The 22,681-nt window shown below is 61.9% G+C and carries 23 protein-coding genes and 1 pseudogene; 7 read left to right on the forward strand and 17 right to left on the reverse strand.

Annotated features, from left to right (window positions below; translation table 11 throughout):
• Positions 1 to 2 precede the first annotated feature (2 nt).
• Entirely contained in the window at positions 3 to 1,439 is a 1,437-nt protein-coding gene (gene cysG, locus K6M89_RS13020; RefSeq protein ID WP_222139726.1) for a siroheme synthase CysG, read from the reverse strand.
• Positions 1,440 to 1,705: 266 nt separating this feature from the next.
• Here cysG and K6M89_RS13025 point away from each other — a divergent pair, with 266 nt between their 5' ends.
• On the forward strand, positions 1,706 to 2,293 hold the full coding sequence (locus K6M89_RS13025) for a deaminase (RefSeq protein WP_222139727.1): 588 nt from the start codon (positions 1,706 to 1,708) through the stop codon (positions 2,291 to 2,293).
• A gap of 20 nt (positions 2,294 to 2,313) precedes the next feature.
• Positions 2,314 to 3,159, forward strand: coding sequence for a nucleoside triphosphate pyrophosphohydrolase (gene mazG, locus K6M89_RS13030; RefSeq protein ID WP_222139728.1), 846 nt, complete (start codon positions 2,314 to 2,316; stop codon positions 3,157 to 3,159).
• A gap of 61 nt (positions 3,160 to 3,220) precedes the next feature.
• Here mazG and hflX read toward each other — a convergent pair whose 3' ends face one another.
• From hflX to K6M89_RS13065, 7 genes and pseudogenes are all read right to left on the reverse strand, one after another.
• Positions 3,221 to 4,546 (reverse strand): GTPase HflX, encoded by a 1,326-nt coding sequence (gene hflX / locus K6M89_RS13035; protein ID WP_222139729.1) that lies wholly within the window; start codon positions 4,544 to 4,546, stop codon positions 3,221 to 3,223.
• Positions 4,547 to 4,623: 77 nt separating this feature from the next.
• Positions 4,624 to 4,866 (reverse strand): RNA chaperone Hfq, encoded by a 243-nt coding sequence (hfq, locus tag K6M89_RS13040; RefSeq protein ID WP_003539403.1) that lies wholly within the window; start codon positions 4,864 to 4,866, stop codon positions 4,624 to 4,626.
• Positions 4,867 to 4,977: 111 nt separating this feature from the next.
• Entirely contained in the window at positions 4,978 to 5,841 is an 864-nt protein-coding gene (locus K6M89_RS13045) for a D-amino-acid transaminase (RefSeq protein WP_222139730.1), read from the reverse strand.
• Positions 5,842 to 5,962: 121 nt separating this feature from the next.
• Positions 5,963 to 7,327 (reverse strand): nitrogen assimilation response regulator NtrX, encoded by a 1,365-nt coding sequence (gene ntrX / locus K6M89_RS13050; RefSeq protein ID WP_038688769.1) that lies wholly within the window; start codon positions 7,325 to 7,327, stop codon positions 5,963 to 5,965.
• Positions 7,317 to 9,587, reverse strand: coding sequence for a sensor histidine kinase NtrY-like (locus tag K6M89_RS13055; RefSeq protein ID WP_222139731.1), 2,271 nt, complete (start codon positions 9,585 to 9,587; stop codon positions 7,317 to 7,319). Before K6M89_RS13055 ends, ntrX begins: the two co-directional genes overlap by 11 nt.
• Positions 9,588 to 9,805: 218 nt before the next feature.
• Positions 9,806 to 10,795 carry a potassium channel beta subunit family protein gene (locus K6M89_RS13060; RefSeq protein WP_222139732.1) on the reverse strand — a complete coding sequence of 330 codons (990 nt, stop codon included), beginning with the start codon at positions 10,793 to 10,795 and terminating at the stop codon, positions 9,806 to 9,808.
• 571 nt (positions 10,796 to 11,366) lie between these two features.
• Positions 11,367 to 11,585: pseudogene (locus K6M89_RS13065) on the reverse strand (helix-turn-helix domain-containing protein); the annotation flags it as partial.
• A 99-nt stretch (positions 11,586 to 11,684) separates the two neighbouring features.
• Here K6M89_RS13065 and K6M89_RS13070 point away from each other — a divergent pair.
• From K6M89_RS13070 to K6M89_RS13080, 3 genes are all read left to right on the forward strand, one after another.
• Positions 11,685 to 12,068 (forward strand): EF-hand domain-containing protein, encoded by a 384-nt coding sequence (locus tag K6M89_RS13070; RefSeq protein WP_222139733.1) that lies wholly within the window; start codon positions 11,685 to 11,687, stop codon positions 12,066 to 12,068.
• A 155-nt stretch (positions 12,069 to 12,223) separates the two neighbouring features.
• Positions 12,224 to 13,108 carry a universal stress protein gene (locus tag K6M89_RS13075; protein ID WP_222139874.1) on the forward strand — a complete coding sequence of 295 codons (885 nt, stop codon included), beginning with the start codon at positions 12,224 to 12,226 and terminating at the stop codon, positions 13,106 to 13,108.
• Between the two features lie 259 nt (positions 13,109 to 13,367).
• Positions 13,368 to 13,718, forward strand: a complete 351-nt coding sequence (locus K6M89_RS13080; RefSeq protein ID WP_222139734.1) for a TraR/DksA family transcriptional regulator — start codon at positions 13,368 to 13,370, stop codon at positions 13,716 to 13,718.
• 149 nt (positions 13,719 to 13,867) lie between these two features.
• Here K6M89_RS13080 and ntrC read toward each other — a convergent pair whose 3' ends face one another.
• The 3 genes from ntrC to dusB are packed head-to-tail and all read right to left on the reverse strand — an operon-like array spanning position 13,868 to position 17,486.
• Positions 13,868 to 15,319: a nitrogen regulation protein NR(I) gene (gene ntrC, locus K6M89_RS13085; RefSeq protein ID WP_222139735.1), complete on the reverse strand. Its 1,452-nt coding sequence runs from the start codon at positions 15,317 to 15,319 to the stop codon at positions 13,868 to 13,870.
• Positions 15,316 to 16,470: a two-component system sensor histidine kinase NtrB gene (locus K6M89_RS13090; RefSeq protein ID WP_096477877.1), complete on the reverse strand. Its 1,155-nt coding sequence runs from the start codon at positions 16,468 to 16,470 to the stop codon at positions 15,316 to 15,318. The genes ntrC and K6M89_RS13090 overlap by 4 nt, the downstream gene beginning before the upstream one ends.
• Positions 16,467 to 17,486 (reverse strand): tRNA dihydrouridine synthase DusB, encoded by a 1,020-nt coding sequence (dusB, locus tag K6M89_RS13095; protein ID WP_222139736.1) that lies wholly within the window; start codon positions 17,484 to 17,486, stop codon positions 16,467 to 16,469. The genes K6M89_RS13090 and dusB overlap by 4 nt, the downstream gene beginning before the upstream one ends.
• Before the next feature lie 143 nt (positions 17,487 to 17,629).
• On the opposite strand from dusB, the gene K6M89_RS13100 reads away from it, so the two are divergent.
• On the forward strand, positions 17,630 to 18,847 hold the full coding sequence (locus tag K6M89_RS13100; protein ID WP_222139737.1) for a bifunctional 2-C-methyl-D-erythritol 4-phosphate cytidylyltransferase/2-C-methyl-D-erythritol 2,4-cyclodiphosphate synthase: 1,218 nt from the start codon (positions 17,630 to 17,632) through the stop codon (positions 18,845 to 18,847).
• Complete coding sequence (locus K6M89_RS13105; RefSeq protein ID WP_222139738.1) at positions 18,847 to 19,347, forward strand: CinA family protein; 501 nt, start codon at positions 18,847 to 18,849, stop codon at positions 19,345 to 19,347. Before K6M89_RS13100 ends, K6M89_RS13105 begins: the two co-directional genes overlap by 1 nt.
• A gap of 18 nt (positions 19,348 to 19,365) precedes the next feature.
• Here the strand turns inward: K6M89_RS13105 and K6M89_RS13110 are convergent, their stop codons facing one another.
• From K6M89_RS13110 to K6M89_RS13135, 6 genes are all read right to left on the reverse strand, one after another.
• Complete coding sequence (locus K6M89_RS13110; protein WP_222139739.1) at positions 19,366 to 19,818, reverse strand: type II toxin-antitoxin system RatA family toxin; 453 nt, start codon at positions 19,816 to 19,818, stop codon at positions 19,366 to 19,368.
• 9 nt (positions 19,819 to 19,827) lie between these two features.
• Entirely contained in the window at positions 19,828 to 20,409 is a 582-nt protein-coding gene (locus K6M89_RS13115) for a P-loop NTPase family protein (protein ID WP_222139740.1), read from the reverse strand.
• Positions 20,410 to 20,445: 36 nt separating this feature from the next.
• Positions 20,446 to 20,994, reverse strand: coding sequence for an AAA family ATPase (locus K6M89_RS13120; RefSeq protein WP_222139741.1), 549 nt, complete (start codon positions 20,992 to 20,994; stop codon positions 20,446 to 20,448).
• A gap of 68 nt (positions 20,995 to 21,062) precedes the next feature.
• On the reverse strand, positions 21,063 to 22,034 hold the full coding sequence (gene lipA, locus K6M89_RS13125) for a lipoyl synthase (RefSeq protein WP_222139742.1): 972 nt from the start codon (positions 22,032 to 22,034) through the stop codon (positions 21,063 to 21,065).
• 47 nt (positions 22,035 to 22,081) lie between these two features.
• Complete coding sequence (locus tag K6M89_RS13130; RefSeq protein ID WP_222139743.1) at positions 22,082 to 22,330, reverse strand: GlsB/YeaQ/YmgE family stress response membrane protein; 249 nt, start codon at positions 22,328 to 22,330, stop codon at positions 22,082 to 22,084.
• Between the two features lie 14 nt (positions 22,331 to 22,344).
• Positions 22,345 to 22,599, reverse strand: a complete 255-nt coding sequence (locus K6M89_RS13135; RefSeq protein ID WP_011425215.1) for a GlsB/YeaQ/YmgE family stress response membrane protein — start codon at positions 22,597 to 22,599, stop codon at positions 22,345 to 22,347.
• Positions 22,600 to 22,681 lie beyond the last annotated feature (82 nt).

The raw sequence follows: 22,681 nt of genomic DNA on the forward strand, positions 1-22,681 counted from the left end.
ATTCAGCTCCTTGCAAGTTCCTCGAGCCGGGCGTTCGCACGCACCAGCGGCTCGGACAGTTCGAAATTGGCGCCGGCGACCGCATCGCCGATAATGACCATGACCGGCCCCGACAATTCGTCGCGATGCTGCAGATCGGGCAGATCGGCGAGCGTGCCGTGCAGCAGACGGCGGTCCGCGCGGCTGGCATTTTCGATGACGGCGACTGTCGTTTCGGCGGGAATGCCGGCCTGCATCAGCCGTTCGGCGACGGAGGCGGCAACCGTGCGGCCCATATAGACGGCGATCGTCGCGCCGGAGACGGCAAGGCTTGCCCAATCGGGCAGCACGTCGCCGGTGAGATCATGGCCGGTGGTGAAGACCAGTGAGGAGGCGACGCCGCGCAGCGTCAAAGGCAGTTCGAAATCGGCGGCGGCGGCGAAAGCCGAGGTGATGCCGGGCACGACCTCATAGGTGACGCCGGCAGCGCGCAATGCGGCCATTTCTTCCCCTGCCCGGCCATAGACCAGCGGATCGCCTGACTTGAGGCGGACGACGCGTTTGCCCTGGCGGCCGAGCTCGACCAGGAGCTCGTTGATCTCTTCCTGCGATTTCGAATGGCAGCCCTTGCGCTTGCCGACGGAAAGCCGCTCGGCGTCGCGGCGGCCCATATCGACGATCGCCTGCGGCACGAGCGCGTCAAAGACGATGACATCAGCCTCCATCATCACGCGCTGGGCGCGCAGCGTCAGCAGATCCTCAGCCCCCGGACCGGCGCCGACGAGCCAGACGTGGCCAGCGACCTTATCCATCGCGCTAAGCAGCCGGTCGGCAGCCTGGCGGGCCTGCGGCAGGTTGCCGTTTGCGACCGCATCGGCAACGGCGCCGGAGAAGAAGCGGCGCCAGAAGACCCGGCGGGAAACGCCGCGGGGCACCAGCTGTTCGACGGCCTTGCGATAGCTCGTCGCCAATCCGGCGAGGCGCCCGAGCGAGGGCGAAAGAAGCTGGTCGATCTGCGCGCGGATCATCTGCGCCAGAACCGGCCCCGCCCCTTCGGTGCCGATCGCAACAGCGACCGGGGCGCGATTGACCAGCGCCGGCGTGAAGAAATCGCAGTAATCGGGCTGATCGACGGCATTGGCCGGAATGCTGGCGGCGCGAGCGGAATCGACGATTTCGCGGTCGTCGGCTTCATTGCCGGTTGCGGCGAAGACCAGGGCCGCCCCCTCGACCTGCTCGGCGGAAAACCCGGCGCGCACGGTTTCGATGCGGTTGGCGATCAGGAAGGCATGATAATCGGCTTCCGGCCGCTCGGCATAGGCGATAATCCGCGCCCGCGTGTTGAGCAGCAGCCGCACCTTGGCGAAGGCTTCGTCGCCATTGCCGAAGACAGCCGTTTTCTGGCCCTCCACGCGAAAGAAGGCTGGAAATACCGAAAGCTGCTCAGTCTTGGGAGACATCATCAATCCACTTCGAAGTTGCCAGAATATGCCCGTGATCGACAAGGGATTGAAGGAACAGAAATTCGAAAGCCCCAGCAAGCGCGTATTCTTTTGCTCGCGCCACCGGCGATTTGAGAAAAGTCAACCGTGCCGACGAAAACCACCTGTTCCCACTCTCTTTGTTGCGGTGCAGTATAAAGCCTGTGATAAACGGCGTCCATCGGCGTTTGGCGCATTTCGCTCGCGCCTCCAAGGCGATAGACTGGGGAAAACCGGAGACGCCAATGCCTGACAAGACCATCGCTGCCCGCCTGCTTTCGGTGATCGAGGACGATATCCTGCCGCTCACCGAACACGGCGTTTCGCTTGGCAACAAGGTGTTCGGCGCGGCGATCCTGCGCAAATCCGATCTGTCGCTCGTCGTCGCCGAGACCAATAACGAGTTGGAGAATCCGCTCTGGCACGGCGAGGTGCACACGCTGAAGCGCTTCTACGAACTCGGCGACAAGCCGGCGACCAAGGATCTGATCTTCCTGTCCACGCACGAACCCTGCACGATGTGCATGTCGGCGATCACCTGGGCCGGCTTCGACAATTTCTACTATTTCTTCAGTCATGAGGATTCGCGCGATGCCTTCGCCATTCCGCACGATCTGAAGATCCTGAAGGAGGTCTTCGGGCTTGAACCCGGCGGCTATCGCAGGGCGAACGCCTTCTGGAACAGCTTTGCCGTCGCCGATCTGGTCGAGACCGAAGAGGCTCGGCTGAGAGAGGCGCTGAAGGCGCAGACCGTCCGTATCAAGGCGCGCTACGACGCGCTTTCCACTAGCTACCAATCGTCGAAGAGCGCCAACGATATTCCCCTCAACTGAGGATGCTGAACCGAGGCACCATGGAACCTTCAAAAGACATTTCGCGGCTGATCGAGATCATGGCGGCATTGCGCCATCCCGAAACTGGTTGCCCCTGGGACATCGAGCAGAATTTTCAGACGATCAAGCCCTATACGATCGAGGAGGCCTATGAGGTTTCCGACGCGATCGAGCGCGGCGATATGGACGATCTCTGCGATGAGCTCGGCGACCTGCTGCTGCAGGTGGTCTTCCATGCCCGCATGGCCGAGGAGGCCGGCGAATTTTCCTTCGGCGACGTCGTCAACGCCATCACCACCAAGATGATCCGCCGCCACCCGCACGTCTTTGCGCGCTCGGAAGCGGATACACCCGACGCGGTGAAGGTCCAGTGGGACGAGATCAAGCAGGCGGAAAAACGCGAACGCGCCGAGCGCCGGTCAAGGCGGGGGATTACCGAGGATTTCAAGGGCGGCTTCCTCGGTTCCGTGCAGCGCAGCTTCCCGGCTCTGACGGAAGCGCTGAAGCTGCAGGAACGCGCCGCCAAGGTCGGCTTCGACTGGTCGGCGCCGGAGCCCATCCTCGACAAGATCGAGGAAGAGATCGGCGAATTGCGGACGGCGCTCCGAGACGGCGACCGGGCGAAGGTCAGCGACGAACTCGGCGACCTGATCTTCGCCGTCGTCAATATCGGCCGGCATGTGAAAGCCGATCCGGAACAGGCGCTGCGCGGAACCAATACGAAATTCCGGCGTCGATTCAGTCACATCGAGAATGTTCTTGAAGCGGAAGGTGAGACGCTGGAAGCGGCCAGCCTGGAGCGGATGGAGGAGATCTGGCAGGCGGCGAAGGCGATTGAAAAAGCTGTGACGTCGGGGGCTGAGTGAGCGGAACGTTGCCACACCTCCCTTCTCCCCGCTGGGGAGAAGAAAGAGCAAGAAGCCCTGCTTACCGCTCCCAATCTTCCTTTGAAGACTTCTGGCCATTGCCGATGCGGCGCTCGAGTTCGGCGGCTTCGGTTTCCGACAGGCGCAGATCGAGGGTGATCGTCCCGTCTTCATTGTCCTCGCGGCCGTCGACGATCGCGTGGTCGTAAAGCCAGGGCAGCAGCGCCAGCTTGTCGACCGGGAGACGGATCGTCGCCACGGTCATCACGCCCGAAAGCCGGCGGCTGATCTCGTCCATCAGCGTGTCAACGCCCTCGCCGCTGACAGCGGAAACCGCGACGACGTTGCTCGCACCGGCCGATTTTTGCACCATGGCGTCATGCACCTCGGGCTCCAGCCGGTCGATCTTGTTCCAGACCTCGATCAGCCGCTTCTCCGCTTCGGCTTCGTCGATACCGAGATCGCCGAGGATGCGCATCACATCGGAGCTCTGCGCCTGATTGTCGTCATCCGACATATCGCGGACATGCAGGATGAGATCGGCCTCCAGCACCTCTTCCAGCGTCGCCCGGAAGGCGGCGACGAGATGGGTCGGCAGGTCGGAGATGAAACCGACGGTGTCGGACAGGATGACGGTGCGGCCATGCGGCAGCTTCATGCGGCGAAGCGTCGGGTCGAGCGTCGCAAAGAGCATGTCTTCGGCCAGCACGCCGGCGCCGGTGATGCGGTTGAACAGCGTCGACTTGCCGGCATTGGTGTAGCCGACGAGCGCCACGATCGGATGCGGCACCTTGCGGCGCTTGGCGCGGTGGAGCTGGCGAGTGCGCACGACCTGCTCCAGCTCGCGTTCGAGCTTGATGATGCGGTCCTGCAAGAGCCGCCGGTCGGCTTCGATCTGGGTTTCGCCGGGACCGCCCATGAAGCCGCCGCCGCCGCGCTGGCGTTCAAGGTGGGTCCAGCTGCGGACCAGCCGGCCCTTCTGATAATTGAGATGCGCCAGATCGACCTGCAGCGTGCCCTCCTTGGTGGAGGCGCGGCGGCCGAAGATTTCGAGGATGAGGCCCGTCCGGTCGATGACCTTGGCATTCCATTCCTTTTCGAGATTGCGCTGCTGCACCGGGGTCAGCGGATGATCGACGATGACGAGACCGGAATCGCGCTCGTCGAGCAGCGCCTTGATCTCCTCGATCTTGCCGGTGCCGAGCAGCGTCGCCGGTCGGGGATCATTGACCGGCACGACCTGGCCGTTGACGACATCGAGGTCGATCGCCTGGGCAAGGCCGGTCGCCTCCTCCAGCCGGCTTTCCGGCGTGCGGGTCGAGGCCGATTCGGTCTGGCCGCCGCGGCTGCGGGATTTCAGAACCGGCACGACGACGGTCGCGCGCATGTCATCCCTGTGCTTGGCTGCCTCAGGGATGATCGAATCGTTCTTGGTATCGCGTGTCGAAATGACGGCTGATCCTGTTAGGACGCGGCTTCTTCACTCTCGAACATCTGCATCGGCTGACCCGGCATGATCGTCGAGATCGCATGCTTATACACCAGCTGCGAGTGGCCGTCACGGCGAAGAAGAACACAGAAATTGTCGAAAGAGGTAACAACGCCCGTGAGTTTCACGCCGTTGATCAAAAAGATTGTCAGGGAAATCTTTTGCTTGCGAACAGTATTGAGAAATAAGTCCTGCAGATTCTGAGAACGTTCCGCCATCGCGCCGCTTCTTTCTTTATTGCCGACCTGATCTGGCCGGTTGAATATTAATCAACCTCTCCATGCAAGACCGGCGGCACCCTCATTCCACCTGTCCAGCAAATCTTGGTATCAAATCGCAATCTTTTCCGCAACGTCGAAAAAGGCTTCGCGGACTTTCTGCGAGACGCTGCCGGGATGGCCGTTGGCAATGGCCTGGCCATCGACGGAAACGACCGGAAAACAAATACTTGTGGCTGCCGTCAGGAAAACCTCGCGGGCTGCGAGCATCTCTGAAACGGAGAAATTCCGCTCGGCGATCTTCAGGCCCAGCTTCGCTGCGACATCGATCAAGGTGGTACGGGTAATGCCGCGCAGAATGCCGTGTTCGGCCGGCCGCGTCACTAGCGTCCCGTCCTTATCGACGATCCAGACATTGGTTGCCGCCCCTTCCTTCACCATGCCGTCGCCGTCGACATAGATCGCCTCCTGGGCGCCGGCCTCCTTGGCCTGCTGGCGGGCCATGGCGTTCGGCAGCAGGCCGACGGACTTGATGTCGACGCGGTCCCAGCGGTTGTCGGTGACGGTGATCGCCTTGATGCCGTTGGCATTCTTGGCCGCGATGATCTTGGGATCGGTGCTCTTGGCGGTGATGACGAGCGACGGCGGCGTGCCCTCGACCGGGAAGACATGATCGCGCCGCGCGACGCCGCGTGTCACCTGCAGGTAGAAAAGCCCGTTGCGGACATGGTTGCGGCGCAAGGTCTCGCGAATGACCTGCGTCAGCGCCGCGCGGCTCATCGGCCATGCGATCCGCAATTCTCCGAGCGACCGGTCGAGACGGTTCAGATGGCGCGTGAGGTCGACGATATAGCCGTGGCGCACCTCGCAGACCTCGTAGACCCCGTCGGCGAACTGATAGCCGCGATCCTCGATATGGACGCTTGCATCGGAATGCTTGACGTAACGGCCGTTCACATAGGCAATTCTCGGCATGGGAAACCTGGTCTTCCGGGAAGCGATAAAGGGATACGGCGCGGCCCCCGCCGCGCCTGGTAGATCAAAAAGTGGAGCATGATGTTGCCCGAAAACCGCGGGCACTTTTCGGCATCATGCTCTAGACGCCGAGCGACTTCAGCTTGCGGTGCAGCGCCGAACGCTCCATGCCGACGAATTCGGCGGTGCGCGAGATATTGCCTCCGAAGCGGTTGATCTGGGCGATCAGATAATCCTTCTCGAACATCTCGCGGGCTTCGCGCAGCGGCAGCGTCATGATGTGATAGTCGTTCTTGGCCGAAACCTTGGGCAGCATGTCGCCCAGATCGGTCGGCAGCATGTCGGCGGTGATCGGCGCATCCGGCCCGTCGGTGCGGGCAAGAATCATCAGCCGCTCGATATTGTTGCGCAGCTGGCGGATATTGCCCGGCCAGTCATGGGCTTGCAGCACCGCCATGGCGTCGTCGCCGATGCGGCGCGGACGAATGCCGGCCTGTTCGGAAATCTGCCGCATCAGCTGGTCGACGAGGAAGGGAATGTCCTCGCGCCGCTCGGCCAGCGCCGGCACGCGCACCGGCACGACGGCGAGGCGATGATAGAGATCCTCGCGGAACCAGCCTTCAGCGATGCGGCTCTCGAGATTATAAGCGGTCGAGGAAATGATGCGGACATCGACCTTGACGCGCTTGGAACCGCCGACCCGTTCGAACTGCTGATCGACCAGCACGCGCAGGATCTTGTTCTGCGTCTCGCGCGGCATTTCGCCGACCTCGTCGAGATAGAGGATGCCGCGATGGGCTTCCTCGAGCGCGCCGATCTTGCGCGCCTGGCCGGGCGTGCCCTCGGTTCCGAACAGCGCCACTTCCATGCGATCGGGCGTGATGTTGGCGGCATTGATCGCCACGAAGGGGCCGTTGGCGCGGGCCGATTTCTTATGGATCATCCGCGCTACCAGCTCCTTGCCGGAGCCGGAGGCGCCGAGGATCATGATGCGGCTGTTGGTCGGTGAGACCTTCTCGATCGTCTGGCGCAGCTGCGAGACAGCGACCGAGGTGCCGATCAGCTCCAGGGCGTCGCCGGTGCGCCGCTTCAGCTCGGAAACCTCGCGCTTGAGTTTGGAATTTTCGAGCGCCCGTTCGGCGATCAGGATCAGCCTGTCGGCCTTGAATGGCTTCTCGATGAAATCGAAGGCGCCGCGTTTGATCGCCGAGACGGCGGTCTCGATGTTGCCGTGGCCCGAGATCATCACAACGGGCAGATCGGGATGGCGGGTCTTGATCTCGTCGAGCAGCGACAGACCGTCGAGCTTGCTGCCCTGCATCCAGATATCGAGGAAGATCAGCCGTGGCACGCGGTCGGAGATCGCCGCCAGCGCGCTGTCGCTGTCATGGGCGGTGCGTGTTTCGTGTCCCTCGTCGGAGAGAATGCCGGAAACGATCTCGCGAATATCGTGCTCGTCATCGACGACGAGAATATCAGAGGCCATAAACACTTTCCTTGTCATTGGCTGCGGGAGCAGCAGGCGTCGGATCCCGGCGTGGCAGATGCACGCGGATCATGGCCCCTCTTCCCCGGTCAAAATCGGCGGGCGCATCGTGCAGCTCGAGCTGCCCGCCATGTTCCTCGATGATCTTCTTGACGATGGCGAGGCCAAGGCCTGTGCCCTTCTCGCGCATCGTCATATAGGGCTCCAGAATGCTGTGGCGGTTCTCCACCGGCAGGCCGCGGCCATTGTCGATCACGTCGACGGTGAAGCGGTCGCGGCCGGCGTCGAGGGCGGCGCGCACGAGAATCTTGCGCTCGTCCCGTTCGCCGCTCGGGACGGCTTCAATCGCTTCCACCGCATTCTTGATGAGATTGCCGAAGGCCTGGCCAAGCATACGGCTGTCGAACAGGCCCTCCAACGGCTGATCACCGAAATCCTGCTGGAAGGCGACATGCTGGTTGCCCATCTCGCGCAGGAAGATCGCGTCGCGCAGAATCTCGCGCAGATCGCTCGGCTCCTTGGTCGGCTTTGGCATGCGGGCGAAGGCGGAGAATTCGTCGACCATGCGGCCGATATCGCCGACCTGGCGGATGATCGTATCGGTGCACTGGTCGAAAACGGTCCGGTCGTCCTGGTCGATCTGCTTGCCATAGCGTCGCTGGATGCGCTCGGCGGAAAGCTGGATCGGCGTCAGCGGGTTCTTGATCTCATGGGCGATACGCCGTGCGACGTCGCCCCAGGCGGTCGAACGCTGGGCGATGACGAGGTCGGTGATGTCATCGAGCGTAATCACGTAGGATTCGCTCATGTCGCGCACTTCCTCGCGGGTGACCTGGACGCTCAGCGTCCTGACCGTGCCGCCGCGCACCAGCGCGATCTGCTTGCGGAAATCGCCGCGATGGCGCACCGCCGCCTCGGTCAGCACCTGATCGACCTCCGGCGCAATGTCTCCCAGCTGCTTGCCGAGCATCGCGTCGGCCGACAATGACATCAGCGTCTCGGCCGAACTGTTGACGATGGCGATGCGTCGGTCCTGCTCGACGCCGATGACGGCGGCGGTAACACCCGAGAGCACCGCCTCGATGAAGCGCCGGCGGTCGTCGACCTCATCCTTGGCCTCGAGGATCTCGTCGCGCTGGGTGCGGATTTCCGAGATCATCTTGTTGAAGGTGCGCGACAGATTGGCGACGTCGCCATCGACGGCATGCACCGGCACGACGATATCCATATTGCCCGAGGCGACGCTGTCGGCGGCGGTGATCAGCAGCCGGATCGGCCGGACGATGCGGTCGGCGACGGCGATTGCCGTCCAGATCGCTGCCAAGAGCACGATGAGGGCGAAGCCGATGTATAGAACCGCGAAGGCGACCTGCAGCGAGAAACGATTGGCCTCCATCGAGCGGTATTCGGTGGCGTTCTCCTCCATCATGCGCATGGCGCCCATGACCTTGGGATCGACCGCGCGCACCGTATAGAGGAAGGTGCCCTGGATGGCATCGAGCTTGATGATGGCGCCGACAAGGTTGGTGACGCCGGGCGGGATCAGCGTCGGCTGGCCCGCCGCCGCCTTTTGCAGCGCGTCCTGCGGAATGGCCGGCAACGGTTTTTCCGTGGTGATATCGGCTTGGACGACCACCGAACCGTCGCTTTCGACCAGGAAGGCGCCGAGCAGGCCGCGCCCCCTCGCCTGTCGCGTCATCAACTCGGCGAAGCCCGTCCTGTCGAGACTGTAGAGGGCGCGGTTGCGCTCCAGGTCGTTGGCCATGGAAACCGTCTGCCCCTGCAGGTAGCTGGCGTTCTCCATCATGTAGGCCTGGCCGATATTGCGCGATGAGCTGACGATCGACTGGGTGCGCAGCGCAAACCAGCGGTCGAGGCCGGCATTCAGCGTAATACTGGCGAAGATGGCGACGAGGATCGCCGGCGTGATCGCGACGATCGAGAAGAGCACGACGATGCGGATATGCAGGCGTGCGGCCGCGCGACCACGTGTGCGCGCCTTGAGCAGCCTTGCCACCTCGCGGCCGATCAGCGCCAGCAGCGTCAGCACGAAGAAGGAATTGACGATGACCGAGGTGATGACGACATGCGAGGTCGGCGCAATCGGCGTCAGGCCCAGCAGTATGAAAAGTGTGATCGTGGCGCAGAGAAGCGCGCCGCCGGCGAGCACGAGGCCGGGCACGGCAAAGAGGGCGCGGCGATCGGTCACCGTCGTCACCGCCTCGCCCGCCGCCGCCGGCGCTACCCCATCCTGCGTCATTCGGCCTCTCTTCAGGCGGCACCCGCCGCCCTGCCCTCAATCGAAACCAAACAACGCCGGCTTAAGAAAGCCAGCGTCGGAACGACTCGATCGGGAGCGAAATGTCCAAAACCCTTGCGTGACCTTTAAGCAACGCATTGTGGCGAAAATGCAACGCGCCTTGTCACGTTGTCAAGCTCCGGTGGAGCCCCGCCTCGGACACTTTTGCGCGACACGCGTCAGAATCGACGTGGACCTTCCGGCTTGTTTCCAACAATCGCATCGATCCGCTCCATCACCTCAGGTGTCATCTTGTGCCGGTGCGAGAGGGCCGCGAGGTTGTCCTGCAGCTGGCTGGCACGTGAGGCGCCGAGAATGACTGTGGAGACGTTCGGATTGGTGAGGCACCAAAGAAGGGCGAGATGGGTGATCGACAAGCCGATCTCATCGGCGAGTTTTGCGAGCTGGCCGACCTGTTGGAGCTGGGCACGGCCGGCGTCGCTCGACCACTTCTCCTTCAGCCATTCATAGCCGGGCAGGTTCATGCGGCTGTCGGCCGGTAGGCCATTATTGTATTTGCCGGTCAGGACGCCCGAGGCGAGCGGCGACCAGATGGTGGTGCCGAGGCCGATAAGGTCATAGAGCGGCAGATAATCGGATTCGACCTTCTGGCGCTCGAAGATGTTGTACTGCGGCTGCTCCATCGTCGGCGGCGTGATGCGCAGGTCCCGGGCCACGGCGTAGGCTTCCGTCAGCTGCTGCGCCGACCATTCCGACGTCCCCCAATAGAGCACCTTGCCCTGGGCGACGAGATCGTGCATCGCCCGGACCGTTTCCTCGATCGGCGTATCGATGTCCGGGCGATGGCAGAAGTAGAGGTCGAGATAGTCGACCTGAAGCCGCTTGAGCGCCGCATGGCAGGCGTCGGTCACATGCTTGCGCGACAGGCCGCGCTGCGTCGGTTTCTCCCCTCCCCAGAAGACCTTGCTGGAGACGACGAAGCTGTCGCGGCTCCAACCGAGCGACTTCAGCGCCTCGCCCATGACGAGCTCGGACTTGCCGCTTTCGTATCCTTCGGCATTGTCGAAGAAGTTCACCCCGTTGTCGTAGGCAAGCTTCATCAGCTCGACGGCGTCACCGCCGTTCACCTGCTTGCCGAACGTGACCCATGAGCCGAAGGAGAACTCGCTCACCTGCAGGCCCGACTTTCCCAAACGACGATATTCCATCATCCAACTCCCAGACGTTATGACATGTGCGGGGCAACCGGCGTCGACGGCGCACGAGCGATCCGCGTAATCTATGGCATGAACAAAGATATACGAGGCTTAGCCCCCAAATCGACCGGCATGAAACACAATGTCGCAGCTCGCGTCAGCCCGGCTCGTAAAGAAAAAGGGCGCTCCGCGACTTAAGTCGGGGCGCCCATGGCATGCGGTCGAGGACAGTTGCGGCGGAAATCGACAGCAGCAACGGCAGATGAAGAGATTCGGAACGGATAGGCAACATGGAAGCGAAATTAAGGAGGTTGTGGCCGGTCGATCGGCCCATGTCATCCACCTGTTATCCACAGCTTATCCACAGGCGCGGCGGCGACGACCGCAGCAACTTCAAAGACATTTGCCCGGCGGCAAACAATAGCTCGCAAATACTATGTGACCATCGAATGACACTGCGCTTTTGTTTGCGGGCGCAGATACAAACCGCGATCCGGCTCGGATAGATTTACTCTGTTCCCGACCGTGGCGGCGGATACCGGGAGGAGGAGGCGGTGGGCCAACGAGGGGCTCACCGCCTTTTTCAGGCGGTGAGGGAGCTTCTATAAACAGAGACGCCCAATTCCCTGATTTTCTTGCGCAACGTGTTGCGGTTGAGGCCGAGAAGATCGGCCGCCTTGATCTGATTGCCGCGCGTTGCTGTGAGCGCAGCGAGAATCAGCGGATATTCCATCTCGGTCAGCACGCGGTCATAGAGGCCGGGCGGCGGCAGATTGTCCCCGAAGCCTGCGAAGTAGCACAGGCAGTTTGATCCAACGCAACGCTTGAACCCGGTATTCAGCGTATCCCTAAGAGCAGCTCCATAGTCATGGAGGATAATGGCTCAAAGAGGAGATGCAGAATGTCCATGTTCAGACTGCCAACTATCGCTCTGCTGGCCTTGCTCGGTGCCGCCGGTGCCATGGGCATCGCGTCCGCCCAGACGAAAAGTCCAGACTCGGCTCATTCGGAGGCTAAGCCCGCGGCCGAAGGATCGGAAATGATGCCCGGCATGATGGGCCGCAACATGATGTCATCGGACATGAATGAAGGAATGCGCATGATGGGGCCAATGCGCGGTCATATGATGAAGATCATGTTCGTCGTCGCCGATACTGATGGGGACGGCGCAATTTCTTTCCAAGAGTTGACCGCAATCCACAAACGCGTCTTCGAGGCGGTCGACGCAAACGATCACCGCAAAGTCACACCTGAAGAAATGCAGGCGTTTATGCAGAACATGTGACCGGCAGGCTCGGCATTTGCCACCCCATGTGAGCAGCCACCACCAACTCCAGGTGCGCAGCTCCTTCGGGGCTTGCCTTACGCGGCGGCGCCGTGCCGAGGCCAGAGAAACCGGAGCGCCGGCAATTGCGTTATATCAATGCCGACTTGCGACGAATGGAGATAGATCATTGCGATCGCGGCGGTCCGCGAGACATGGAGCAGGACATGACGGCACAATATTTTCTCCCGCTATCAACATATCCCGATTCAAGTTCAGGACTGATCATTTCGAACGCTGTAGCGTTTGCTGGGCACTATCGTGCAACTCTTCACGCCTGCGCGCTAAGGGTCGGGATTCCGCATATTCCCAACGCCTGGTCGTCGTTGCTGCTCGATACTCCAAAGATGATCGAGCATGCCGAGACTCTGAGCCGTGATCGTGCCGAAACGCTGATTGCAGCAGCGACCAACCTCGCAGCGAACGCCAAGGTTGAATTATCTTCCCGAACGGTCAAGACCACCTTGCCTCTATTGCACGAGACGGCAGCCACGGAAGCACGCTTCTTCGATCTGGCCATTCTCGAATGTGTCGCGGACGTTCCAGACACCCGTATTGTCGCCGAAGCGGTCCTATTCGGCTCCGGCCGGCCGGCCGTCATCTTGCCCAACAAGACCCTTGCAGGCCCAATCGACCATCTGGTCATCGCCTGGGACGGAAGCCGTGCCGCAGCTCGGGCCGTCAGCGATGCAAACCCATTCATTCACAAGGCCAAGCGGGTTTCGGTCCTATCCCTGACGGGCGAAAAACCGGTGCCGGAAACAACCGGGGCGCATCTCGCTGAGATCTTGGTTTCGACCGGCGTCAATGCAAGCGCAACGGTCGCTCGCTTTACGTCGTCATCGATCGGTCAGAGCATTCAACAAACAGCACTGGAACTGAGCGCCGATATGCTGGTCATGGGAGGATTTGGACACTCGAGATTGCGAGATTTCGTTCTGGGTGGAGCAACCGATGGCGTCTTGGAAAAGCCTCTGCTCCCGGTGCTCATGTCACATTGAAGGAAACTGCCCGCATGGGTCTGTGACCTGTTTCCGCCCGTTTCCGAGTCATAGCCGCCGGCGACGCCACGCTAAAACAGTATCCTGCAGTTGGCTCTTCGGACAAGGAAGCCTGGACACTCGCGGATCGAAAGCTACCTTGATTCGGATCAATGCGACGGACGCCCGACACGCCTAGCTTTGCCGCTTCCCGTCAGGGTCGAAATTCCCAGTAGAACACGGTGTCGGTCGCGAACATAAGGCCGGCTGGAGAGCGATCATGCAGAAGCAATCCTCCTCGCAAACGAGGCAGCATATCGAAAAGTACAAGGCGATCCTTGACCAACGCCGGCGCGAGCTGGAAACCCGCCTGCAAGCGATCGAGGATGATTTCGAAGAGCCTCGGAACCCTGACGATGATGATCGTGCCACAGAGCGAAATAACGATGAAGTCCTGGAAGAACTCGGCGAGGCTGGACAAAAGGAGCTCCTCGCCGTCCAAGCGGCATTGGACCGGATTGAAGCCGGAACTTTTGGCACATGTGTGAAATGCGGCAAGCCGATCGGCGAGAAGAGGCTTGACGCCGTCCCCCACACACCTTTCTGTCAGTCTTGCGCTCAGTCGTTTTGAAACCTGAGTTGCAAGGTCACCATGCTCATGAAGCGCTTGGCCAGCTCATCAGCCGGCGCGTGCCCTGATGAGCCATTCATGAGCGTTATCGCGACCGGAAGGATGCGCCTTCGACGTCCCTCCGCAGCACCGTGCAAGCCCGAACACGCTCAGGCGGTGCGGGAGCTTCTGTAAACAGAGACGCCCAATTCCCTGATTTTCTTGCGCAACGTGTTGCGGTTGAGGCCGAGAAGATCGGCCGCCTTGATCTGATTGCCGCGCGTTGCCGTGAGCGCCGCGAGGATCAGCGGATATTCCATTTCGGTCAGCACCCGGTCATAGAGACCCGGCGGCGGCAGGTTTTCGCCGAAGCTGGCGAAATAGGTGCGCATGTTCTCCTCGACGGCCTGGGCGATCGTCATCGAGCCGTTGCGGATCGGCCCCTTGTCGATCGGGCTGTCGGGTACGTCGGAGCGCAGTTCGGCATCGATGATCTCGCGGCTGATGACATCCTGCGGATAGAGCGCCATCAGGCGGCGGATGAGATTTTCCAGCTCGCGCACATTGCCCGGCCAGGCATAGGCCTTCATCAGTTCCAGCGCCTCCTGATCGAAGCGTTTGGAGCCGAGGCCTTCCTTTTCGGCCTGCTGGATGAAATGCCGCACGAGATCGGGAATGTCCTCGGCGCGGTCGCGCAGCGGCGGCAGGCGCAGCGGCACGACATTCAGGCGGTAGTAAAGATCCTCGCGGAAGAGGCCCTGGTTGATCGCCTGCTTCAGATCCTTGTTGGTGGCGGCGACGATGCGCACATCGGTGCGGATCGGCGTGCGGCCGCCGACGGTGGTGTATTCGCCCTGCTGCAGCACGCGCAGGAGCCGGGTCTGCGCATCCATTGGCATGTCGCCGATTTCATCGAGAAACAGCGTGCCGCCTTCTGCCTGTTCGAAACGTCCGGTCGAGCGGGTCTGCGCGCCGGTGAAGGCGCCTTTCTCATGGCCGAAGAGCTCGGATTCGATCAGGTCGCGCGGGATGGCCGCCATGTTGATCGCGACGAAGGGGCCGTTGCGGCGCTTGCCGTAATCATGCAGCGCGCGGGCGACAAGCTCCTTGCCGGTGCCGGATTCGCCGGTGATCATCAGCGTCAGGTCCGTCTGCATCAGGCGGGCGAGCACGCGGTAGATTTCCTGCATTGCCGCCGAGCGGCCGACGAGCGGCATGCCGTCTTGCATATCCTCTTCGAGCTTGGCGGGCTTGCGCTTCGGCTCGGCGAGCGCCCGACCGATAATGCCGATCAGCTCGGTCAGGTCGAAGGGCTTCGGCAGATAGTCGTACGCCCCCTTCTCGGAAGCTTTGATCGCCGTCATGAAGGTGTTCTGCGCGCTCATGACGAGCACCGGAAGATCCGGACGCGCCTTCTTGATGCGCGGCAACAGGTCGAAGGCGTTTTCGTCAGGCATCACCACGTCGGTGACGACAAGATCGCCCTCGCCCGCCGAAATCCAGCGCCAGAGGGTAGCGGCGTTGGAGGTGATGCGCACATCATAGCCGGCGCGGCTCAAAGCCTGGTTGAGCACGGTCCGGATGGCCGCATCATCATCTGCAACGAGGATCGTGGCTGTCATCGAGAAGGTCCTGTCGAGCTTACGGAAGAAGCATCCTCGAGCGAAACGTCCTTCGACGCCGGCATGAGAACGCGGAAAGTCGTGCGGCTGTTCTGGCTGTCGCATTCGATGATGCCGCCGTGATCACCGATGATCTTGGCGACCAGCGCCAGGCCGAGACCGCTGCCGTTCGTCTTGGTGGTGATGAAGGGATCGAAGAGATGCGGCAGCAGATCGGCGGGAACGCCGGGGCCGTTGTCGTGGACGCAGAACTCCAACGGCAGCGAGATCTTTTCGCGCGTGCCGGCGACGGAAAGGCGGATGCCGGGGCGATAGGCGGTCGTCAGCATGATCTCGCCGTCCGGCCGGTCGCCGACCGCTTCGGCGGCGTTCTTCACCAGATTGAGGAAGACCTGGACGAGCTGGTCGCGATTGGCATAGACGGCCGGCAGCGACGGATCATAACTCTCGGTCACGCGGATGTTGCGGGCAAAACCGGCCTTGGCGACGGCCTTCACGTGATCGAGCACGGAATGGATATTGACCGGCATGCGGTCGACCGGGCGTTCGTCGGAAAAGACTTCCATGCGGTCGACCAGCGAGACGATGCGGTCGGTTTCGTCGCAGATCAGCCGGGTCAACGCCCGGTCGTCGTCGACCGCGGACTGTTCGAGCAGCTGGGCGGCGCCGCGGATGCCGGAGAGCGGATTCTTGATCTCATGCGCCAGCATCGAAGCGAGGCCGGTCACCGAGCGGGCAGCGGCGCGATGCGTCAACTGCCGGTCGATTTTGTCGGCCATCGATCGTTCCTGGAAGACGATGACGACGGCGCCGGGCTCGCTGATCACGGGGGCGACATAGAGGTCAACGAGCTTGTCCTGACCGAGCCGTGGCGAGCTCAGATCGACGCGATATTCATTGACCGGCGCCTTGCGCTCGCGCACCTGATCGATCAGGGCAAGCAGCGGACTGCCGAAGGGGATGAAGGTCGAGATCCGGTATCGCGCCAGATGCGAGGCGCTGGCGCCGAAAAAGGCCTCCGCCTCCCAATTGGCGAAAGCGACGAAGCCGGATTCGTCCACCATGACGACCGGGTTCTGGATGGCGTTCAGCACGGCCATGGCGACGGTTCCGCCGGTCTGATCGGGCGGAGATATCGTATCCTTCGTCATGCCGCCTCCCGGCTGTCGACAAGAGCTGCATCAAGCGCATCGTAAAGGCGTGCGGCCACCTCGCCCGGATCGCGCGAGGTCATGATCACGGCCTTCTCGCCGCCGGCCAGTGCGGGCGCAAAACGCTCGAGATACCAGCCGAGATGCTTGCGGGCATGGCGGATCGCCACCGCCTCGCCGTAGAAATCGAGCATCATCCGGTAATGCTCGACGGCGATATCGGCAATGTCTTCGCGTCGCGGCTCCGCCGCACCGGCAAGCACGCCGGCATGCCACGGCCTGCCCTGGCACCCCCTGCCGATCATGACGGCATCGGCGCCGGAGCGGCGCAATATTTCCTGCGCATCCGCGGCGGTTTCGACATCGCCATTGGCGATCAGCGGAATGGAGATGACGTCGCGAACGGAACGGATCGCATCCCAATCGGCGCGACCTTCGTAAAACTGCATGCGGGTGCGCCCATGAATGGTGACGAGCTGAATGCCGGCGGCTTCGGCGCGGCGCGCAATGTCGGGCGCGTTGATGGAATTCTCGTCCCAGCCGAGGCGCATCTTCAGCGTCACCGGAATGTCGACGGCCTTGACCGTCGCTTCGATCAGGCCGAGCGCGTGATCGGGATCGCGCATCAGCGCCGAGCCGGAGTAGCCGCCGATCACTTTCTTTGCCGGACAGCCCATATTGATGTCGATGATATCGGCGCCATGATCGGCGGCGATCTTAGCCGCCTCCGCCATCCAGTGCGCGTCCCGGCCGGCAAGCTGCACCATGTGCGGCCGAAATCCCGCCGCCCTGAGCCGCGCCCAGGATTCGGATGTGTCGTTGATCAGTTCGCGGCTCGCCACCATTTCGGTGACGACGAGGCCGGCGCCGAAGCGCCAGGCCAGCTCGCGGAAGGGCATGTCCGTGACTCCGGACATCGGCGCCAGCACCACGCGATTCCGCACGGATACATCTCCGATTCGGAAAGGCGCTGCGAGGTCGTTGGAAATCAAATGATTATCTTTCAGGCATACCATGGGGCTGCATTATTTTTAGCCATAGATCCATGGCTTTGCCAAGGGGGCTCGGATCGGAATCGATATTTTTTGGGCAGATGCTGGAAAAGGCCAAAGCAAGAGGTTAGAGCACTCCGGTCAATTCCGCATATTTTAGGGGATTTATGCTGCAAATGCCGTCCAAGCAACCGATATCGGCTGGAATTGTCATCGTTGCCGCCGGCCGCGGCGAGCGTGCCGGATCCTCCAAGGAAGGTCCCAAGCAATATCGCCTGATCGGCGGCAAGCCGGTTATCGTCCATACGCTTGAAAACTTCATGACATGGGGGCCGGCGACCGAGATCGTCGTCGTCATTCATCCCGATGACGAGGCGCTGTTTGCCAAGGCGTTCCGCCATATCATTTCGGCAACGCCGATCGAAATGGTGCATGGCGGCCCGACGCGGCAGCAATCGGTGCTGGCCGGTCTTCGATACCTCAGGGACAAGCATGTCAGCCACGTGCTGATTCACGATGCGGTGCGACCCTTCTTCGACCACGCGCTTCTCGACCGCATTGCCGAAACGCTTGGAAGCGGCGCGGCGGCGGTGCTGCCGGCCATGCCGGTAGCCGATACGCTGAAACGTGCAGATGGCGCCGGCACGGTGCTGGCAACGGTTTCGCGCGAGCAGCTTTACGCGGCGCAGACGCCGCAATCCTTCGCCTTCGAAACGATTCTCGATGCGCATGAGAAGGCGGCGGCGAGCGGGCGGAGCGATTTCACCGACGACGCGTCGATCGCCGAATGGCTGGGCATTCCGGTGACGATCGTCGAGGGCACGGCCGACAACGTCAAGCTGACGGTCAAGAGGGATATTGCCATGGCCGACGACAAGCTGTCGTCGTCGCTGCTTCCCGATGTGCGCACCGGCAATGGCTACGATGTGCACCAGCTCGAAGCGGGCGACGGCGTGACCCTGTGCGGCGTATTCATTCCGCACGATCAGAAGCTCAAGGGCCATTCCGATGCCGATGTCGCGCTGCATGCGTTGACGGACGCGCTGCTCGCCACCTGCGGCGCCGGCGATATCGGCGATCATTTCCCGCCATCCGACCCGCAATGGAAGGGAGCGGCTTCGCGGATCTTCATCGAGCATGCCGCGCGGATCGTGCGCGAACGCGGCGGCACGATCATGAATGCCGATGTCTCGCTGATCGCCGAGGCGCCGAAGGTCGGCCCGCATCGGGAGGCCATGCGGGCGAACCTGTCGGAATATCTCGGCATCGATCTCGAGCGCTGCTCGGTCAAGGCGACGACCAACGAGACGATCGGCTTCGTCGGCCGGCGCGAAGGCATCGCGGCAATCGCCACGGCGACCGTCGTTTATCGTGGGAGGAAATGATGAGCCTCTTTCCCGAGGATATCCATTCGGCGGCAGCGGCAATTATCCGCGACTTCGCCGCCGCCCGACTAATGGTGTCGGCGGCAGAATCCTGCACCGGCGGGCTGATATCAGGCGCGCTGACGGAGATATCCGGCTCATCCGCCGTCGTCGACCGTGGCTTCGTTACCTATACGAATAGCGCCAAGACCGAGCTGCTCGGGGTGCAGGCGCGAACATTGCTGCGTTTCGGCGCAGTCTCCGAGGAGACCGCCCGGCAGATGGCGCACGGCGCCCTCTTCCGCTCGCGCGCCGACATCGCCGTCGCCGTCACCGGCATTGCCGGCCCCGGCGGCGGTTCGGCCGAAAAACCGATTGGCCTCGTGCATCTTGCCGCGAAATCGCGCAGCGGCGCGCTCATCCACCGCAAAATGCTCTATGGCGACATCGGCCGCAGCGAGGTTCGGCTGGCAACGGTCAGGACGGCACTCGAGATGCTTCGTTTGCTCCTCACGCACTGATGTGCCTGCAACCGGCCGTCAGGCTGGAGCGTAGATCTTGCTCGCGCGCGTTTCGAAGGCTTCGGTGAACATGCGGAAGGCGCGGTCGAACATCGAGCCCATCAACGCGCCGAGGATGCGGCTTTTGAATTCGTAATCGATGAAGAAATTGATGGTGCAGCCGCCCGCCGGCGTCTCGGCGAAATGCCAGCGATTGTCGAGATATTTGAACGGGCCGTCGATATATTTGACCTCGATGACGCGCTCGGCCCGGTTCAAGAGCACCTGGGTCGTGAAGGTCTCGCGGATCGCCTTGTAGCCGACGGTCATATCGGCCACGAGCAGGATCTTGCCGTCACGCTCCTTGCGGCTTCTGACCGACAGCGCCTCGCAAAGCGGCAGGAACTCGGGATAACGTTCGACATCGGCAACGAGATCGAACATCTGGTCGGGCGTATGCGTTACGGAACGGTGCGTTTCGAAGTGCGGCATAGGCGGCACTTAATCGGGCGGGCCGAGAAGATCAAGAAGCTCGCGCATCTGGGCCCGGGATTTTAGCTCAAGAACCGGCACGTCGGGGCCGTGCTCGGCGATGCCGGCGACGAGGCGGGGCGCTAATTTCTCCTCGAAGGTCCAGATGAAGCGGAGGAATTCCAAATCGATCTTCTCGATACAGCCCGGCGCCATTTCGGGGCGAGTACGGCCGATCCATTTCGGCCACCGGCTGATTGCGCCCCACATGCAGACGAGCCGCTGCATGCGGACCCACACGACGAAATCGGTGCGCGGCAACCGAATGTCCAAGGAAGACGGATTCGTGCCGTCCATGATCCAACGTTCTTCGAGGATCCGGGTGGCGATGATCATTCTCTGCTCGACCCTGTCGCGCGTGACCCAGCCGGGAAGCCAATAGACGTCGCGGTCGAGCGAAATGTAGGAAAGCCCGAAGCGCCTGGCGATCTCCAGCGACAGCGTCGATTTGCCGCCGCCCGAGCAGCCGATGACAAGGATGCGGCGGGCCGTACGGATATGCTCTGCCGCCTGTTTAAGATCGGTGATCTGCTGATGCGATCCATCATGCAACTCCCTCGAGCCAGACGTGCGTTTCGCCGGCGCGACTCAAGCGCCAAGAGCGGCGAACCGGCTAGCTGCTTTGTGCGATCTTATGATGACGGTGGAATTTGCAAGGCCGTGATCGCGAAGTGCTGCCTCGATCAGAGGTGCGACATTGCGCTCGAAATTCCAGATATAGACAAGCAATTCCAGCGAAAGGCGTTCGGGGCAGCCGGCAGGCAGTTCGGGGCGGTTGCGCCTAAAATAACGGAATGCTCTCGAGACCGCGCCGTACAGGCATGCATATTTGGACAGCCGAAGCCAAATGACGGCGTCGGCGCGCGGCAGGCGAAGATGGAAGAGTTTGAGGCCGGTTCCATCCATGATCCAGCGTTCTTCCGCAACCGCCTTGGCGATCAGGCGGTCGATCTCTTCGCGCGGTCTCTTTCGCCAGCCCGGCAGCCAGTAGAAGTCTCGGTCCATGGAGATGTAATCAAGGTCGTGCGCGCGCGACAGCCGCTTGGCGAGCGTGCTTTTGCCGCTGCCAGGGCAACCGATCACCAGGATACGGTCGGCTTCGGCCAGTGTCGATGTCAATCCGGAAGTGATGTTCATCGTCGGTCGCCCAAAGAAAAACCGCGGCAAAAATCGCCGCGGTTCAATCAAAAAGCAAGTACCAGATGTTACTCGGCCGCCATCAACAGCTTCTTCTCGCGCGCCGCTCTCAGCCTTGCAAAGTCGTCGCCGGCATGGTGCGAGGAGCGGGTCAGCGGGCTGGAGGCGACCATCAGGAACCCCTTGCTGTAGGCGACCGTCTCGTAGGATTTGAATTCCTCAGGGGTGACGAAGCTTTCGACCTTGTGGTGCTTGCGGGTCGGCTGCAGGTACTGGCCGATGGTCAGGAAATCGACATCGGCGGTGCGCAGGTCGTCCATCAGCTGCAGCACCTCGTTGCGCTCCTCGCCGAGGCCGACCATGATGCCCGACTTGGTGAACATGGTCGGATCGAGTTCCTTCACCCGCTGCAGCAGGCGGATGGAGTGGAAGTAGCGGGCGCCGGGGCGAACCGTCAGATAGTTGCCGGCAACCGTTTCCATGTTGTGATTGAAGACATCGGGCTTGGCGGCGACGACACGTTCCAGCGCACCCGGCTTCTTCAGAAAGTCGGGCGTCAGGATCTCGATCGTCGTTGCCGGCGAGGCGGCGCGAATCGCCCAGATCACCTTTTCGAAGTGTTCGGCGCCGCCGTCCTCGAGGTCGTCGCGGTCGACCGAGGTGATGACGACGTGGGAAAGGCCCATCTCCTTGACGGCCTTGGCAACATTTTCCGGCTCTGCCATGTCGAGCGCGTTCGGCTTGCCGGTGGCGACATTGCAGAAGGCGCAGGCGCGGGTGCAGATCTCGCCCATGATCATAAAGGTGGCGTGCTTCTTGTCCCAGCACTCGCCGATATTCGGGCAGCCGGCCTCCTCGCAGACGGTGACGAGCTTATGCTCCTTCACGATCGCCCGCGTCTCGGCATAACCGTTGGAGGTCGGCGCCTTGACGCGGATCCAGTCCGGCTTGCGCATGACTTCCGTATCCGGCCGATGCGCCTTCTCGGGATGGCGCACGCGCTTGGCGTCGGGATTGATCGTATCGAGAATGGTTACCATTGCAGTTTCAGCTTTCCGTCGCCCTTAAAGCGGCATCATCTCTTGATCTAGCGCCGCACCAGCCGCGCGAGGAATATCAGCAGGCAGGCGCCAAGGAAACCCGTCACGAAATAACCGAGCCGTCCGCCGGCGAGCTGGAGGTGGAATTGGGCGAGGATGGCGGTGGCGACGACCGAGCCGACGATGCCGAGCACGATGTTCAGGAAAATCCCATATCGCGCCTCCATCAGCTTGCCGGCGAGCCAGCCTGCAAGCCCGCCGATGATGATTGCCGAAATCCAGCCCACGTCTTCCATGCCTTCCCTTCCCCCTAAGCGACTGCCCTGGCAACCAGCACCACGATGATCGCGCCGACGGTGGCGTGGATGATCTGCACGACCAGCGCGTTTTCAATGCCCAGCGAAATGCCAAGCGCGCTGAACAGATAGCCGCCGACGAAGGCGCCGATGATGCCGCTGAGAAGACACCTGATCAGCCCGCCGCCACCAACGACCAGGCTTGCGAGGAAGCCCGCCACCAGACCGATCAGCAAAAACACCAGCAACGCCTGCGTCTCCATAGACATGAGGATTTCCTTTCGCTTTTTCCACTCCCGGAGTGGCTTTCCACTCCTGGAGTAAATTTCCACCCCGGACAAAGAGGGCGGC

The sequence above is a fragment of the Rhizobium croatiense genome, assembly GCF_019793465.1.
Lineage (GTDB): Bacteria > Pseudomonadota > Alphaproteobacteria > Rhizobiales > Rhizobiaceae > Rhizobium > Rhizobium croatiense.